The 15,020-nt window shown below is 69.8% G+C and carries 14 protein-coding genes; 11 read left to right on the top strand and 3 right to left on the bottom strand.

Features of this window, described 5'->3' with window-relative positions:
• Positions 1-104: 104 nt before the first annotated feature.
• A complete protein-coding gene (aceK, locus tag AC06E6_RS10450) occupies positions 105-1,823 on the top strand; it encodes a bifunctional isocitrate dehydrogenase kinase/phosphatase (protein ID WP_478061235.1) in 1,719 nt (572 codons plus the stop codon).
• Between the two features lie 58 nt (positions 1,824-1,881).
• Entirely contained in the window at positions 1,882-2,751 is an 870-nt protein-coding gene (locus tag AC06E6_RS10445) for an energy transducer TonB (RefSeq protein WP_478061234.1), read from the top strand.
• A 75-nt stretch (positions 2,752-2,826) separates the two neighbouring features.
• Here AC06E6_RS10445 and rho read toward each other — a convergent pair whose 3' ends face one another.
• Together rho and trxA are read right to left on the bottom strand one after the other, a co-directional pair.
• On the bottom strand, positions 2,827-4,557 hold the full coding sequence (gene rho, locus AC06E6_RS10440; RefSeq protein ID WP_312347718.1) for a transcription termination factor Rho: 1,731 nt from the start codon (positions 4,555-4,557) through the stop codon (positions 2,827-2,829).
• Positions 4,558-4,778: 221 nt separating this feature from the next.
• Entirely contained in the window at positions 4,779-5,108 is a 330-nt protein-coding gene (trxA, locus tag AC06E6_RS10435; protein WP_054661500.1) for a thioredoxin TrxA, read from the bottom strand.
• Between the two features lie 197 nt (positions 5,109-5,305).
• Here trxA and rhlB point away from each other — a divergent pair, with 197 nt between their 5' ends.
• The 7 genes from rhlB (at position 5,306) to AC06E6_RS10400 (ending at position 11,967) form a co-directional block, all read left to right on the top strand.
• Positions 5,306-6,991: an ATP-dependent RNA helicase RhlB gene (gene rhlB / locus AC06E6_RS10430; protein WP_313249955.1), complete on the top strand. Its 1,686-nt coding sequence runs from the start codon at positions 5,306-5,308 to the stop codon at positions 6,989-6,991.
• Positions 6,992-7,087: 96 nt separating this feature from the next.
• On the top strand, positions 7,088-7,774 hold the full coding sequence (locus AC06E6_RS10425) for a cell division ATP-binding protein FtsE (protein WP_054661506.1): 687 nt from the start codon (positions 7,088-7,090) through the stop codon (positions 7,772-7,774).
• On the top strand, positions 7,771-8,748 hold the full coding sequence (ftsX, locus tag AC06E6_RS10420) for a permease-like cell division protein FtsX (protein ID WP_478061231.1): 978 nt from the start codon (positions 7,771-7,773) through the stop codon (positions 8,746-8,748). Before AC06E6_RS10425 ends, ftsX begins: the two co-directional genes overlap by 4 nt.
• Positions 8,749-8,755: 7 nt before the next feature.
• Positions 8,756-9,598, top strand: coding sequence for a response regulator (locus tag AC06E6_RS10415; RefSeq protein ID WP_104937818.1), 843 nt, complete (start codon positions 8,756-8,758; stop codon positions 9,596-9,598).
• A complete protein-coding gene (gene ung, locus AC06E6_RS10410; protein ID WP_161615371.1) occupies positions 9,595-10,329 on the top strand; it encodes a uracil-DNA glycosylase in 735 nt (244 codons plus the stop codon). Before AC06E6_RS10415 ends, ung begins: the two co-directional genes overlap by 4 nt.
• A 178-nt stretch (positions 10,330-10,507) precedes the next feature.
• A complete protein-coding gene (gene rpoH, locus AC06E6_RS10405) occupies positions 10,508-11,383 on the top strand; it encodes an RNA polymerase sigma factor RpoH (RefSeq protein ID WP_054661518.1) in 876 nt (291 codons plus the stop codon).
• A gap of 179 nt (positions 11,384-11,562) precedes the next feature.
• A complete protein-coding gene (locus tag AC06E6_RS10400) occupies positions 11,563-11,967 on the top strand; it encodes a GFA family protein (protein ID WP_240212844.1) in 405 nt (134 codons plus the stop codon).
• A gap of 11 nt (positions 11,968-11,978) precedes the next feature.
• Here the strand turns inward: AC06E6_RS10400 and AC06E6_RS10395 are convergent, their stop codons facing one another.
• Entirely contained in the window at positions 11,979-13,280 is a 1,302-nt protein-coding gene (locus AC06E6_RS10395) for an NAD(P)/FAD-dependent oxidoreductase (RefSeq protein ID WP_240212845.1), read from the bottom strand.
• A 131-nt stretch (positions 13,281-13,411) separates the two neighbouring features.
• Between AC06E6_RS10395 and AC06E6_RS10390 the strand changes: the two genes are divergently transcribed.
• Both AC06E6_RS10390 and AC06E6_RS10385 read left to right on the top strand, forming a co-directional pair.
• The gene (locus tag AC06E6_RS10390; protein WP_240212846.1) at positions 13,412-14,188 is read left to right on the top strand and encodes an NYN domain-containing protein; all 777 of its coding nucleotides are present in this window, start codon (positions 13,412-13,414) and stop codon (positions 14,186-14,188) included.
• Positions 14,189-14,267: 79 nt separating this feature from the next.
• Positions 14,268-14,888, top strand: a complete 621-nt coding sequence (locus tag AC06E6_RS10385) for a glutathione S-transferase family protein (RefSeq protein ID WP_161615367.1) — start codon at positions 14,268-14,270, stop codon at positions 14,886-14,888.
• Positions 14,889-15,020 lie beyond the last annotated feature (132 nt).

Below are 15,020 nucleotides of genomic sequence, written 5' to 3'. Positions count from 1 at the left end.
GCTGGCGGCCGGCCACCCCGGTTGCCTGCGCGGCGGTGGCCGGGACACGCGCGCTGGCGCGGTGCGGTAGGGTGGTGGCCGGCGCCCCCGACTCTCCACTGCCGATGCCTGCCACCGAATCCGCCCACGCCATCGCCCGCTGCATCCGCGACGGCTTCGAGGACTACCACGCCCGCTTCGCTGCCATCACCCGGCGCGCGCGCGGGCGCTTCGAGCAGCGCGACTGGGCGGCGGCGCGCCAGGACGCGGTCGAGCGCATCGCGCTCTACGACCTGTGCGTCGGCGAGTGCATGGCGCGCCTGCAGGCGATCGCGGGCAGCCGGCCCGGCCGCGATGCGTGGGCCCGGGTACGCACGGCCTTCGCCGCGCTGGTGGAAGGGCAGATCGACGGCGAGCTGTACAAGACCTTCTACAACACCCTGACCCGGCGCCTGTTCGCCACCCGCGGGGTGGACGATGCCATCGAGTTCATGGCACTGGAGATCGAGCCGTCCGATGCCATCACCCATCCGGTGGCGCGCCATGTCTATACCGTTTCCGAGGCGCGTCCGGCCGAGGCCTTCGAGCGCGTGCTGGCCGACTACCGTTTCGACGTGCCCTACCGGCACCGCCTGCGCTGCGCCGCGGCCATCGCCGTGCGCCTGCAGGACGACCTGGCGCACTGGGGGCCGAACCCGGTGCGCGCCATCGAACTGCTCGATACCGTGTTCTACCGCGAGCGCCGCGCCTATCTGGTCGGGCGCGTGTTCGGCGAGCACCGCTTCTCGCCCTGCGTGATCGCGCTGGTCAACGACGGCGACGACGGCCTGCGCGCGGAGGCGGTGCTGAGCCGGCGCCGCGACGTGGCCCACCTGTTCGGCGTGTCGCGCAGCTATTTCCAGGCCGACCTGCCCACCGTCGCCGATGCGGTGGTGTTCCTGCGCAGCCTGCTGCCCGGCAAGCCGGTGGACGAGATCTACACCGTGCTGGGCCGCGCCAAGCAGGGCAAGACCGAGCGCTACCGCACCTTCTTCCGCCACTTCCAGCAGCATCCGGACGAGCGCCTGGTACCGGCGGAGGGCACCCCGGGCATGGTGATGGCGGTGTTCACCCTGCCCAGCTACCCGCTGGTGTTCAAGCTGATCCGCGACCGCTTCGCCTGGCCCAAGACAGTCAGCCGCCAGGACGTGGAGGACCGCTACGCGCTGGTGTTCAACCTGGACCGCATCGGCCGGCTGCTGGATGCGCAGCCGTACCGCCACCTGCGCTTCCCGCTGGCGCGCTTCGCCCCGGCGCTGCGCCAGGAGCTGCTGGAGAGCTGCGCGCGCAGCGTGCGGGTCGAGGGCGATGACCTGGTGATATCGCTGTGCTACGTGCAGCGGCGGTTCCGCCCGCTCAACCTGTACCTGCGCGAACAGACCCCGCAGGCCGCGCGCGCGGCGGCGCTCGACTATGCGCAGGCCATCACCGACATGGCGCGCAACGACATCTTCCCCGGCGACATGCTGCTGAAGAACTTCGGCGTCTCGCGCCACGGCCGCGTGGTGTTCTACGACTACGACGAGCTGTGCCGGGTCAGCGACTGCACGTTCCGCGAGTGGCCGCAGCCACGCGATGCCGCCGAAGCCCTGGCCGCCGAGCCGTGGTTCCACGTCGCGCCCAACGACGTGTTTCCCGAGCGCTTCCCGTTGTTCATGGGCCTGCCGCGGCCGCTGATGGAGGCGGTGCGCGAGGCGCACGGGGAACTGTTCGATCCGCGCTGGTGGCGCGGCCTGCAGGCCGCCTTCGCCCGCGGCGAATTCCCCGATACCCCGCCCTACCCACGCGCACTGCGGCTGGCGTGAACATCGCCGCCGGAAGCGCTACAGTCGCGTCCTGGACATGGAGGGCAGGGAGAGCGTCATGCTGAAGTCGTTGCGTCGCGGGGCCGTGCTGGCCGCGTTGCTGTTGGTGGCCGTTGCCGCGTCGGCCGCCGGGCCCGGGGCCGTGCGCAAGCAGGCCGAGATGGCCATGCAGCTGTCCGGGCAGATCGACATCGCGCCCGATGGCAGCGTGGAAGCGGTGCGGTTGGACCAGCAGGACCGGCTGAGCGCGGAGCTGTCCCGTTTCGTGCGCAGCTCGGTGATGGGCTGGACCTTCGTGCCGGTGGTCCGCGACGGCAAGCCGGTTGCCGCGCGTTCGCCGTTGATGCTGCGCCTGGTCGGCAAGAGGCTGGAAGACGGCGGCACCCAGGTGGCCATCCGCAGCGCAACTTTCGAGGCCTACGATCCGCAAAGCAGGAGCGCGGTCACCGCCTTGAAGATGACGCCGCCAAGCTACCCGCGTTCGATGTACGAGGTGGGGGCGCAGGGCAATGTCTACCTGGTCGTCAGGGTCGGGCGCGATGGCCGCGTCGAGGATGCATACGTGGAACAGGTCAACATGACCGTGGTGGCCAGCGAAGGCCAGATGCGCCGGTTCCGCCAGGTGCTGGGCGGCAATGCGCTGGCCGCGGCGCGCAAGTGGGAGTTCCGCGTTCCGGTCGAAGGCAAGGACGTGGACGCGCCGCACTGGAACGTGCGCGTGCCGGTGCGCTATGCGGTGGTCGACCAGGGCCGATCGATGCCGGACGAGTACGGCACGTGGCAGGCCTACATCCCCGGACCGCGCGAACGCGCGCCATGGATCAGCGACGAGGACTGGGAGAACGGCTCGGACGCACTGGCTGATGGTGGCGTCTACATGGCCGGCCGCGGTGGCGGACCGAAGCTGCTGACGCCGCTGGAAGGCTGAGCGCGCCGGCTGCATCCGCCACGAAAAAGCCCCGCGTTCGCGGGGCTTTTTCGTTACAGCCGATCCGGCGGGGGATCAGCGCTTCATCGAACCGAAGAACTCGTCGTTGGACTTGGTGTTCTTCATCTTGTCCAGCAGGAATTCCATCGCCGCGATTTCGTCCATCGGGTGCAGCAGCTTGCGCAGGATCCAGATCTTCTGCAGCAGCTCCGGCTCGATCAGCAGGTCTTCGCGGCGGGTGCCGGAACGGTTGATGTCGATGGCCGGGTACACGCGCTTCTCGGTGATGCGGCGGTTCAGGTGCACTTCGCTGTTGCCGGTGCCCTTGAACTCCTCGTAGATCACCTCGTCCATCTTCGAGCCGGTTTCCACCAGCGCGGTGGCGATGATGGTCAGCGAGCCGCCCTCCTCGACGTTGCGCGCGGCGCCGAAGAAGCGCTTCGGGCGGTGCAGGGCGTTGGCGTCGACGCCGCCGGTCAGCACCTTGCCGGAGCTGGGCACGACGTTGTTGTAGGCGCGGGCCAGGCGGGTGATCGAGTCCAGCAGGATCACCACGTCCTTCTTGTGCTCGACCAGGCGCTTGGCGCGCTCGATCACCATTTCGGCCACCTGCACGTGGCGTGCGGCCGGCTCGTCGAAGGTCGAGGAGACCACTTCGCCGCGCACCGTGCGCTGCATTTCGGTCACTTCTTCCGGGCGCTCGTCCACCAGCAGCACGATCAGGTGCACTTCCGGGTGGTTGGTGGTGATGGCCGTGGCGATCTGCTGCATCATCATCGTCTTGCCCGCCTTGGGCGGGGAGACGATCAGCGCGCGCTGGCCCTTGCCCTGCGGCGCCATCAGGTCGAGGATGCGGCCGGTGATGTCTTCGGAAGAGCCGTTGCCGCGTTCCAGGGTGAAGCGCTTGCGCGGGAACAGCGGGGTCAGGTTCTCGAACAGCACCTTGTTCTTCGACGCTTCGATCGGCTCGCCGTTGATGGTGTCGACGATGTTCAGCGCGAAGTAGCGCTCGCCGTCCTTCGGGAAGCGGATGCGGCCGGCGATGTGGTCGCCGGTGCGCAGGTTGAAGCGGCGGATCTGGCTGGGCGAGATGTAGGTGTCGTCCGGGCCGGCCAGGTAGCTGGCCTCGGCGGCGCGCAGGAAGCCGAAGCCGTCGGGCAGGATTTCCAGCACGCCATCGGCGGCCACGCCCTCGCCATGGCGGGTCAGCACCTTGAGCAGGGCGAAGATCACGTCCTGCTTGCGGGCACGGGCCACGCCGTCGGTGATCTGCAGCTGCTCGGCGATTTCCAGCAGCTTGTGCGCCGGCATCTTCTTCAGATCGCTCAGCGAATAGACCGGGAAGCCTTCCGGCACCGAGGGGTGCGGGCGCGGTACGAAGGTCTCGTTGCCGTTGTCGCCGGGCAGGCCGTCGTCGCGGAAGCGGTCGCGGTTGCGCTCACGGCGGTTGCGGAAGCGGTCGCGGCGATTGCCCTGGCCCTGACCCTGGCCTTGCTGGTTCTGCGGGTTCTGCTGGCCGTGGCGCTGGGCGTTGTTGTTGCCGTCGCCGCCGCGCGCCTCGCCACCCTCCTGGCCGGCGGACGGGTTGCCGGCCGGCGCGGGCGCCGGTGCGTCGTTGCCGGGGCCCGGGGCCGCAGGAGCGGGGGAACTGTCGCCGGCCGGCAGCGGCAGGGCGGACTGGGCCGGGGGGGAAGCGGGGCTGCTGCTGTCGGCGGCCTCGGCGGCCTTGGCGACACGCGGCTTGCGCACGCGCTTCTCGACGGGCGCGTCGGCGCTCCCGGTTTCGGAAGGAGTGTTCTCGGACAAGTGCTTGATTCCTCTCGCTGACGTGCGAGCGCCTGACAGGGCGGCGAACTGGTTGGGAATGATCCGGACGAGAACCCGGCCGGAGGGTGCGGCAGGCGAACGCTGCCGGATGCGGCGACACTAACACCGCCGCGCACGGCGGTGCAAGGTGGCGGGAAACGCCCGTTGGGCCGCGGTAAGGGCGGCCCGGAGCCGGCGGCCAGGCCGCCGGCGGGGAGGGGTCAGGCCAGCGCCTTGTCGATCATCTGGCTCAGCTGGCCCTTGCCGACGGCGCCGATCTGGGTGGCCTGGATCTGGCCATCCTTGAACAGCAGCAGCATCGGGATGGAGCGCACGTGGTACTTGACCGCGGTGGCGCGGTTGTCGTCGACGTTGAGCTTGGCGATCTTCAGCTTGCCGTCGTAGGCGTCGGCCAGTTCGTCCAGCACCGGCGAGATCATCTTGCACGGGCCGCACCATTCGGCCCAGAAGTCCACCAGCACCGGGGTGTCGGACTGCAGCACGGCGGCGTCGAAATCGGCATCGCCGACGTGTAGAACCTTATCGCTCACTTGAGGAGTCTCCTGGGGCAATGCGACGGCCCATGCCGGGTTGGCTGCCGCATTGCGCTAAACTGGGGCATTGCGCGGACCCAAAGGCTTGGCCTTGCGTCGCGCGACCCGGCGCAGGGGCCGCAGTGTGCGACGGTGCCCGATACGATGCAAGCCGCCCGGCCAACCTGGCCGGCTGGCACTACCAAGACCAAATAATGAGCGACAAACCGCTGACTGATGTGACTTTTTCCTCCTTCGAGCTGCAACCGGCGCTGTTGGCCGGACTCGAGGGAGCCGGATTCACCCGCTGCACCCCGATCCAGGCATTGACCCTGCCGGTGGCCCTGCCGGGCGGCGACGTCGCCGGCCAGGCGCAGACCGGCACCGGCAAGACGCTGGCCTTCCTGGTGGCGGTCATCAACCGGCTGCTGAGCCGGCCGGCGCTGGCCGACCGCAAGCCGGAGGACCCGCGCGCGCTGATCCTGGCGCCGACCCGCGAGCTGGCCATCCAGATCCACAAGGACGCGATGAAGTTCGCCTCCGATTCGGGCCTGCGCTTCGCCCTGGTCTATGGCGGTGTCGACTACGACAAGCAGCGCGAGCTGCTGCAGAAGGGCGTGGACGTGATCATCGCCACCCCGGGCCGCCTGATCGACTACGTCAAGCAGCACAAGGTGGTCTCGCTGCATGCCTGCGAGATCTGCGTGCTGGACGAAGCCGACCGCATGTTCGACCTGGGCTTCATCAAGGACATCCGCTTCCTGCTGCGGCGCATGCCCGAGCGCACCACCCGCCAGACCCTGCTGTTCTCGGCCACCCTCAGCCATCGCGTGCTGGAGCTGGCCTACGAGCACATGAACGAGCCGCAGAAGCTGGTGGTGGAAACCGACAACATCACCGCCGACCGTGTGCGCCAGCGCATCTACTTCCCCTCCGACGAGGAGAAGCTGCCGCTGCTGCTGGGCCTGCTCTCGCGCAGCGAGGGCGCGCGCACCATGGTGTTCGTCAACACCAAGGTGTTCGTCGAGCGCGTCGCCCGCGCGCTGGAGAAGGCCGGTTACCGCGTCGGCGTGCTGTCCGGCGACGTGCCGCAGAAGAAGCGCGAGAGCCTGCTCAACCGCTTCCAGAAGGGCCAGCTGGAAATCCTGGTCGCCACCGACGTGGCCGCGCGTGGCCTGCACATCGACGGCATCAAGTACGTCTACAACTACGACCTGCCGTTCGATGCCGAGGACTACGTGCACCGCATCGGCCGCACCGCGCGGCTGGGCGAGGAGGGCGACGCGATCAGCTTTGCCTGCGAACGCTATGCGATGAGCCTGCCGGACATCGAGGCTTACATCGAGCAGAAGATTCCCTCCGAGCCGGTCACCAAGGAGCTGTTGACCCCGCTGCCGCGCCCGCAACGCGCGGCGCCGGCCGAGGGCGAAGGCGAAGAGAACGAAAGCGTCGGCGCGATCTTCCGCGAGGCGCGCGAAGCCCGTGCCGCCGAGGAAGAGCGCCGCGGTGGTGGCCGCAGCGGTGGGCGTTCCGGCGCCGGCCGTGGCGAGCGCCGCGATGGCGATCGCAAGCCGCGTGGCCCGCGCAAGCCGCGCGTCGAGGGCGAGCAGGGGGCGGCCGCGGCCGAACCCGCCGCCGCTCCGCGCCCGCCCCGCCCGCCGCGTGCCGAAGGCGCGCCGGAGGCCGCGGTGGAAGGCGAGCGCGCGCCGCGCAAGCGTCGCCGTCGTCGCCACGGGCGTCCGGTCGAGGGTGCCGAAGCCGCCGTCGCCGCACCCGCGGTTGCGGCCGGCAATGGCCCGGTGCAGGTGCCGGCCACGCCGATGCGCGCGTCCGGCAATGACAGCGACTCGTTCCTGACCCGCCTGGGCCGCAAGATCCGGCGGATGCTGTCGGGCGATTGATCGAGCGCGCCGGCGCCTGGCCGGCGCCGTTGTCGTTCCGCGCCCGCGCCCGGCAGCGCGATGCACGCCGCGCTTCGGCTCCGGCATAATCGCTGCATGAGCGTCCTGCGTTTCGACAATGTCAGCAAGCACTATGCGGGCGGCCACCAGGCGCTGGTGGACGTCAGCTTCGAGGTGGCGGCCGGCGAGATGCTGTTCGTCACCGGCCATTCCGGTGCCGGCAAGAGCACCCTGCTGAAGCTGATCCATCTCAGCGAACGCCCGACCCGTGGCGCCGTGCTGTTCGGCGAGCGCAACCTGCTCAAGGTACGCGGCGGCAAGGTGGCGCTGCACCGCCGTGAAGTCGGTGCGGTGCACCAGGACCACCGCCTGCTGATCGACCGCAGCGTCGGCGAGAACGTGGCATTGCCGCTGATCCTGCGTGGCGACCGTCGCGCCGACACCGGCAAGCGGGTGCGCTCGGTGCTCGAGCGCATGGGCCTGGGCCATCGCGAGAAGGCGCTGCCCACGCAGCTGTCGGCCGGCGAACAGCAGCGCGTGGGCATCGCCCGCGCGATCGTCGCCGAACCCAGGCTGCTGGTGGCCGACGAGCCGACCGGCAACCTCGACCCGACCCTGGCCGCGGAGATCATGGCCCTGTTCGCCGAACTACCCGGGCGCGGCACCAGCGTGCTGGTGGTCAGCCACGACCTGCCGCTGCTCAAGCGCATGCGCAAGCGCGTGCTGATCCTGGACCACGGTCGCCTGGTGGACGACATCTCGCCGCAGGACCTGGCCGAATGAGCAGCAATCCGGACAACAAGGACGCCGCGGGCAAGGCCGCCGCGCATGCCACGCCCGCGCCGTCGCGGCTGCGCGTGTGGTTCGCCCACCACCTGCACAGCGTGGTCTTCAGCCTCGGTCGCGCGCTGCGCAAGCCATGGGCGACGGTGCTGACCGTGGCGGTGATGGCGCTAGCCCTGGCGCTGCCGCTGGGGCTGTCGATCGCGCTGGACAACCTGAAGCTGTTCGCCGGCAGCGTGCAGCAGTCGCGCGACATCAACCTGTTCCTCAAGCCGGAAGTCGACGGCGCCATCGCGCAGGACGTGGCCGCGGGCCTGCGCTCGCGTGCCGACGTGGCCGGCGTGGTGCTGCGTACGCCGGACGAAGGCCTGGCCGAACTGCGCCAGAGCGCGGGGCTGGGCGAGGCGATCGACGCACTCGGCGAGAACCCGCTGCCGACACTGCTGATCGTGACCCCGGCCGGGGACCAGGACATGGCCCTGGCCAGCGCGCTGCAGGCGCTGCCGCAGGCCGACCTGGTCCAGCACGACGCACTGTGGCGCCAGCGCCTGGACGCCTGGCTCGGCTTCGGCACGCGCCTGGTGCAGGTGCTGTCGCTGCTGCTGGGGCTGGGCGCGGTGCTGGTGGTCGGCAATACCGTGCGGCTGGACATCCAGGCGCGGCGCGAGGAAATCGGCGTGCTGCAGCTGCTCGGCGCCAGCGACGGCTTCATCCGTCGCCCCTTCGTCTACCTGGGCGCCTGGTACGGCCTTGGCGCGGGCGCATTGGCGCTGGCGCTGGTGGGCGCCTGCGGCCTGGCCCTGCGCCCGCCGCTGGCCGCGCTGACCGGCAGTTATGGCAGTACCTTCACCCTGCATGGGCTCGATGCCCTGCATTCGGGGCTGGTGCTGCTGGGGACGGTGATCCTGGGGTGGCTGGGGGCGTGGCTGGTGACCGGGCACTTCCTCAGGCAGACTCGCCCGACCGATACCTGACACGCGCATGTCCACGCACGAACTCAAGCATCTGATCAGCGACGCCCCGCGGGTGATGGTGGTCGATGGCTCAAAACTGGTGCGCAAGCTGATCTCCGATGTGCTGCAGCGCGAGCTGCCGGACGTGGAGGTGGTGGGCTGCGCCGGTATCGAGGAAGCGCGCGCGGCGCTGGCGACCGGCCCGGTGCACCTGGTCACCACCTCGCTGGCCCTGCCCGACGGCGATGGCCTGGCGCTGGCGCGCAGCGTGCGCGAGGCGGCCGGGCAGGCCTACGTGCCGGTGATCGTGGTATCCGGCGATGCGCAGCGCCACCTGGAGCAGCGCCGCTTCAACGAGTTCGTCACCGACTATTTCGACAAGGCGCTGGGCCACGAGGCGCTGGCGACCTTCATCCGCGGCTACGTGCAGCCCGAGCCGGTGCCCGGCGCGACCGTGCTGTATGTCGAGGACAGCCGGGTGGTGGCCGAAGCCACCAAGCGCATGCTCGAGCGTCACGACCTGCACGTGGTGCACGTGCTCACCGCCGAGGATGCGTTTTCGCTGCTGACCGCCGAGTCGCTCGGGCGCACCACCCGGCGCATCGACCTGGTGCTCACCGACGTCACCCTCAAGGGCGAGCTCAACGGCCGCGACGTGGTCGAGCGCGTGCGCATCGACTTCGGTTACGGCAAGCGCCGCCTGCCGGTGCTGGTGATGACCGGCGACAGCAACCCGCACAACCAGTCCGCGCTGCTGCAGGCCGGTGCCAACGACCTGGTGCAGAAGCCGATCGAGGAGCGCCTGCTGGTGACCAAGGTGCTGTTCCAGCTGCGCCTGACCCGGCTGGCGCAACCGGCCGTGGCGCTGTGAGCGCAGCGCCGAACATCCAGCTTGAGCCGGGCTGGAAGGCGCGCATTGGCGACTGGCTGCTGCGCCCTGACATGCGCGAACTGGCGGCCTTCCTGCGCCAGCGCAAGGCCGCCGGTGCGCGGGTGTTCCCGCCGGGGCCGCAGATATTCGCCGCGTTCGACGCGACCCCGTTCGAGCAGGTGAAGGTGGTGGTGCTCGGCCAGGACCCGTACCACGGCGCCGGCCAGGCCCATGGCCTGTGCTTTTCGGTGATGCCGGGGGTGCCGGTGCCGCCGTCGCTGCTGAACATCTACAAGGAGCTGGAAGGCGACGGCAACGTCGCGCCGCCGTTCCAGCGCCCGGACCACGGCTGCCTGCTGCCGTGGACGCGGCAGGGGGTGTTGCTGCTCAACGCCGTGCTGACGGTCGAGGAAGGCCGCGCCGGCGCCCACCAGGGCAAGGGCTGGGAGGGGTTCACCGACCACGTGGTCGATGTCCTCAACCGCGAGCGCGAAGGCCTGGTGTTCCTGCTCTGGGGCAGCTACGCGCAGGCCAAGGGCAAGGTCATCGACACCCGCCGCCACCGCGTGCTGAAGGCGCCGCATCCCTCGCCGCTGTCGGCCCACCGCGGCTTCCTCGGCTGCCGCCATTTCTCCCAGGCCAACGAGTACCTGGTCCGCCGCGGACAGCGGCCGATCGACTGGCGCCTGCCGCCCCGCGCGGCGCTGGACGCCCAGCTCGCCGGTGGCTGAACGCTCCCTGCGCTGTCATGTGGCGGTGACCCGCTTCCTGCTACGCTGGGCTGATTCCCGGTTGATCCATACCGGGAGGTTCTGAGGTGCTTCCGCGGCTGTTTTTCGACAAAAATAGAACGCTGGAACTTTTTCTGTACCGGGCAGTCCAATAGTTCGACTGCTAAGATGAGGTCCTATGAGCCAGAACACCTCCACTGCCCTTGTGGCAAACAATCTTCCGATTCCCAGTGCGCTGGGTTCGCTGGATGCCTACATCGGTGCCGTGCACCAGATCCCGGTGCTCTCGGTCGATGAGGAACAGGAACTGGCGCGCCGCTTCCGCGACGAGCAGGATCTGGACGCCGCGCGCGAGCTGGTGCATTCGCACCTGCGCTTCGTCGTGCACGTGGCCCGCGGCTACAACGGCTACGGCCTGCAGCTGGGCGACCTGATCCAGGAAGGCAACATCGGCCTGATGAAGGCGGTCAAGCGCTTCGACCCGGACATGGGCGTGCGCCTGGTGTCCTTCGCGGTGCACTGGATCCGTGCCGAGATGCACGAGTTCATCCTCAAGAACTGGCGCATCGTCAAGGTCGCCACGACCAAGGCGCAGCGCAAGCTGTTCTTCAACCTGCGCAAGTCCAAGACCCGCCTGGGCTGGATGAACGCGGCCGAGGTCAGCGCGGTGGCGCGGGACCTGAACGTCTCCGAGCGCGAAGTGATGGAGATGGAGTCGCGCCTGTCCGGTCGCGACGTCGGCTTCGACGCGCCGTCCGACGAGGACGACGACCACGCACCGCCGTCGCCGGCGGCGTACCTGGTCGCGCGCGACGAGGACCCGTCGCAGGCCTACGAGCGCGAGGACAGCGAGGAAAACCAGCTGCAGCTGCTGCGCGAGGGCCTGGCCAACCTGGACCAGCGTTCGCGCGACATCATCGCCCGCCGCTGGCTCGATGCCGACAGCAAGGTGACGCTGCAGGAACTGGCCGACGAGTACGGCGTGTCGGCCGAGCGCATCCGCCAGATCGAGGCCAACGCGCTGAAGAAGATGAAGGCGCTGTTCACCGCCTGATCGCCACGCCGCCAGGCGGGCATGCGAAAGGCCCGGGGAAACCCGGGCTTTTTCGTTGCCGCTGGCCGCTACCGGCGCGGGCATGCCGGCGCCGTCTTGCCAAACCGCGACCGCCGACGGCCTGCGTGGCGTCGGCGCGGTGTAGATTGCGCGGACGCAATCCACGAACGGAGACGACGATGAAGGGAACCTGCCTGTGCGGTGCGGTCGAAGTGGTGGCCAACGATGCGGGGCAGATCGGCCTGTGCCACTGCGGCATGTGCCGGCGCTGGACCGGCGGGCCGTTCTTCGCCGTGCATTGTGACGACACGGTGCAGTTCAGCGGCGCCGCGCTGACGACCTTCCGCTCCTCGGAGTGGGCCGAGCGCGCGTTCTGCGGCACCTGCGGCAGCACCCTCTACTACCGCTTGGTGCCCGACGGCGCGTACTACGTCTCGGCCGGCCTGTTCCAGGAGCAGGCCTTCGAACTGGCCAGCCAGATCTTCATCGACGAGAAGCCGCCGTTCTATGCGCTGGCCAACCAGACGCCGACGCTGACCGGCCAGCAGGTGTTCGAGCAGTTCGCCGGCGGCAACGGGGGGTAGTCCCGCTGCGCTCAGTCCGCCGGCGGCCGCGTGGGTGGATCGGCACCGGCGCCGGTATCGGCGTCGCCGAAGATGATGCGCGCGCCGCGCTGGTAGCTCCAGTACGCCACCGCCCAGTTGAGCAGCACCACCAGCCGGTTGCGGAAGCCGATCAGGAAGAACACGTGCGCGGCCAGCCAGAACCACCAGGCGAGCAGCCCGGAGAGCTTGAGCCGGCCCATGTGCACGATCGCGGCCATGCGCCCGATGGTGGCCAGGTTGCCCTGGTCGCGATAGCGGAACGGCGGAGGTGCCGCACGCTGCTGCAGCCGCGCGTGGATGGCGGCGGCCACGTACTTGCCCATCTGCTTGGCGGCCGGCGCCACGCCCGGTACCGGCCGGCCATCGGCCTGGGCCAGCGCGGCCAGGTCGCCGGCGACGAAGATCTCCGGGTGGCCGGGCACGGTGAGATCGGGTTGCACCAGTACCCGGCCGGCGCGGTCCAGCGGCGTGTCCAGCGTCCGCGCCAGCGGCGAGGCGGCGACACCCGCGGCCCAGACCACGGTACGGGCGGGGATGAAGTCCTGGCCCAGGCGGAAGCCCCGTGCGTCGATCGCGGTCACCGGCGTACCGGTATGCACGTCGACCCCGAGCCGTTCCAGTTGCCGGCGCGCCTTCAACGACAGCACTTCCGGGAAGCTGGACAGCACCCGCGGCCCGGCCTCGACCAGGCGCACTTTCGCTGACGCCGGATCGATATGGCGGAATTCGTTGCGCAGGGTGTGGCGCGCGATCTCGGCCAGGGTGCCGGCCAGCTCGACGCCGGTGGGCCCGCCGCCGACGATGGCGAAACTCAGCCATGCCGCCTTCTTTGCCGGATCCGGCTCGGCCTCGGCCTTCTCGAAGGCCAGCAGCAGCCGCCGCCGCAGCGCCAGCGCGTCGTCCAGCGTCTTCAACCCGGGCGCGTCGGGCGCCCATTGGTCGTTGCCGAAATAGGCGTGGGTGGCGCCACTGGCCACCAGCAGCAGGTCGTAGTCGAGCGTGCCGCCGTCGCGCAGCCGCACCTGGCGGTGCTGCTTGTCGATCGCCTCCACTTCGCCCAGCCGCACTTCGACGTTGCGCTGGCGGCCGAGGATGTGCCGCAGCGGTGCGGCGATGTCCGGGGCCGACAGGCCGGCGGTCGCCACCTGGTACAGCAGCGGCTGGAACAGGTGATGGTTGCGGCGGTCGACCAGGGTGATGCGCAGTTTCGCGGTGGCCAGGGCGCGTGTGGCCCAGAGGCCGGCGAAGCCGCCGCCGATGATCAGCAGCCGGGGAGGGCGGTCGTGGGGCATGCGTTACTCCGGTGGGGGCCGGGCGTGGCCGGCTGGAGAGCGTGACAACCGGCCTCCATCTTCGCACGGGGTGCGCGCGCGCATGTCGATGGTCGATACTGGGGCCAATCGACCGCCATGGAGACAACCCCGTGTCCGATCCGGAGAAGCGCATCGCCCTACTGATCGACGCCGACAACGCGCCCGCGGCGAAGATCGACGAAGTACTGTCCGAGGTGGCGCGCTTCGGCGTGGCCAACGTGCGCCGCGCCTATGGCAACTGGAAGAGCCCGCGGCTGAAGGGCTGGGAGTCGGTGCTGCACGAATACGCGATCCGGCCGATCCAGCAGTTCGCCTATTCCAAGGGCAAGAACGCCTCGGACATGGCGATGGTGATCGATGCGATGGACCTGCTCTACGCGCGCAACCTGGACGGCTTCGCCATCGTTTCCAGCGATGCCGATTTCACCCCGCTGGTGATGCGCCTGCTGACCGACGGGGTGAAGGTATATGGCTTCGGCGAGAAGAAGACGCCCGATCCGTTCGTCAACGCCTGCTCGCAGTTCACCTACCTCGAGGCGCTGGGGCAGCCGCACCCCAGTACCCCGGAAGTGGGCCCGGACGTGGGCGAGGAGGCGCGCCCGCGCAAGAGCGGCGCGGAGCTGCGCGGCGACACGCGCCTGGTGAAGATGCTGCGTCGCGCGGTGACCGCGGCCGAGGGCGAGGATGGCTGGGCGCACCTGGGGCCGGTGGGCAGCCAGATCGGCAACCAGGCCTCGTTCGATCCGCGCAACTACGGGTACGGCAAGCTCTCGGACCTGCTCGCGGCGATCGGCCTGTTCGAGCTGAAGAAGGATGGCAAGTCGTCCTATGTGCGTGCGCTGCCGCGCAAGGCCGCGCCCAAGGCCGGCAAGCCGGGCGTGGGCTGATGGCGCACCGCTGCGGACGCCGTCATGACGTGGGCTGGCGTATCGTGCGCGCCTGGCATCGGCCATGACGGGAACCGCAATGCTGAAGATCTGGGGACGCCACAATTCCAGCAATGTGCGCAAGGTGCTGTGGTGCGCCGAGGAGATCGGCCTGCCGTATGAATCGATCGAGGTCGGCGGCGCCTTCGGCGGCACGCAGACGCCGGAGTACCGGCAGATGAATCCCAACGGGCTGGTACCGGTGATCGAGGACCATGGCCTGCCGGTGTGGGAATCCAACGCCATCGTCCGCTACCTGTCGGCGCGCTACGCGCTGGGTACGCTGTACCCCGAGGATCCGGCGCGGCGCGCGCAGAGCGAGAAGTGGATGGACTGGACCATCTCCAGCTTCGCCGTGGCTTTCCGCGACCTGTTCTGGGGCGTGGTGCGCACCGCACCGGCCGACCGCGACGCGGCGCGCATCGACGCCGCGCTGGTGCGTTGTGGGGAACTGCTGGCGCTGGCCGACGCCGAGCTGTCGCGGCAACCGTGGCTGTCCGGGGAGACGTTCGCGATGGGCGACATCCCGCTCGGCGCGTTCGCGTATGCCTGGTTCGAGATGCCGGTGCAGCGCCCGGAACTGCCGCACCTGGCCGGCTGGTACGCGCGCCTGCAGCAGCGCCCGGCCTACCGCAAGGGCGTGATGACGCCGCTGACCTGAGAACTGCCGGAATACCGCACACGCGCGGCAGGCCCCGCATCCACGCAGGGAGTCCGCCGGTGCGGGCCTTGCCCCGCACGGGGCGTTTCCGGTGAAGCCCATGCGGGGCGAGCCCCGCATCTACAAGCGCTG

The organism is Stenotrophomonas sp. Steno-Z10-HUANG, from assembly GCF_056393075.1.
This window is presented reverse-complemented; position numbering and strand designations above follow the sequence as displayed.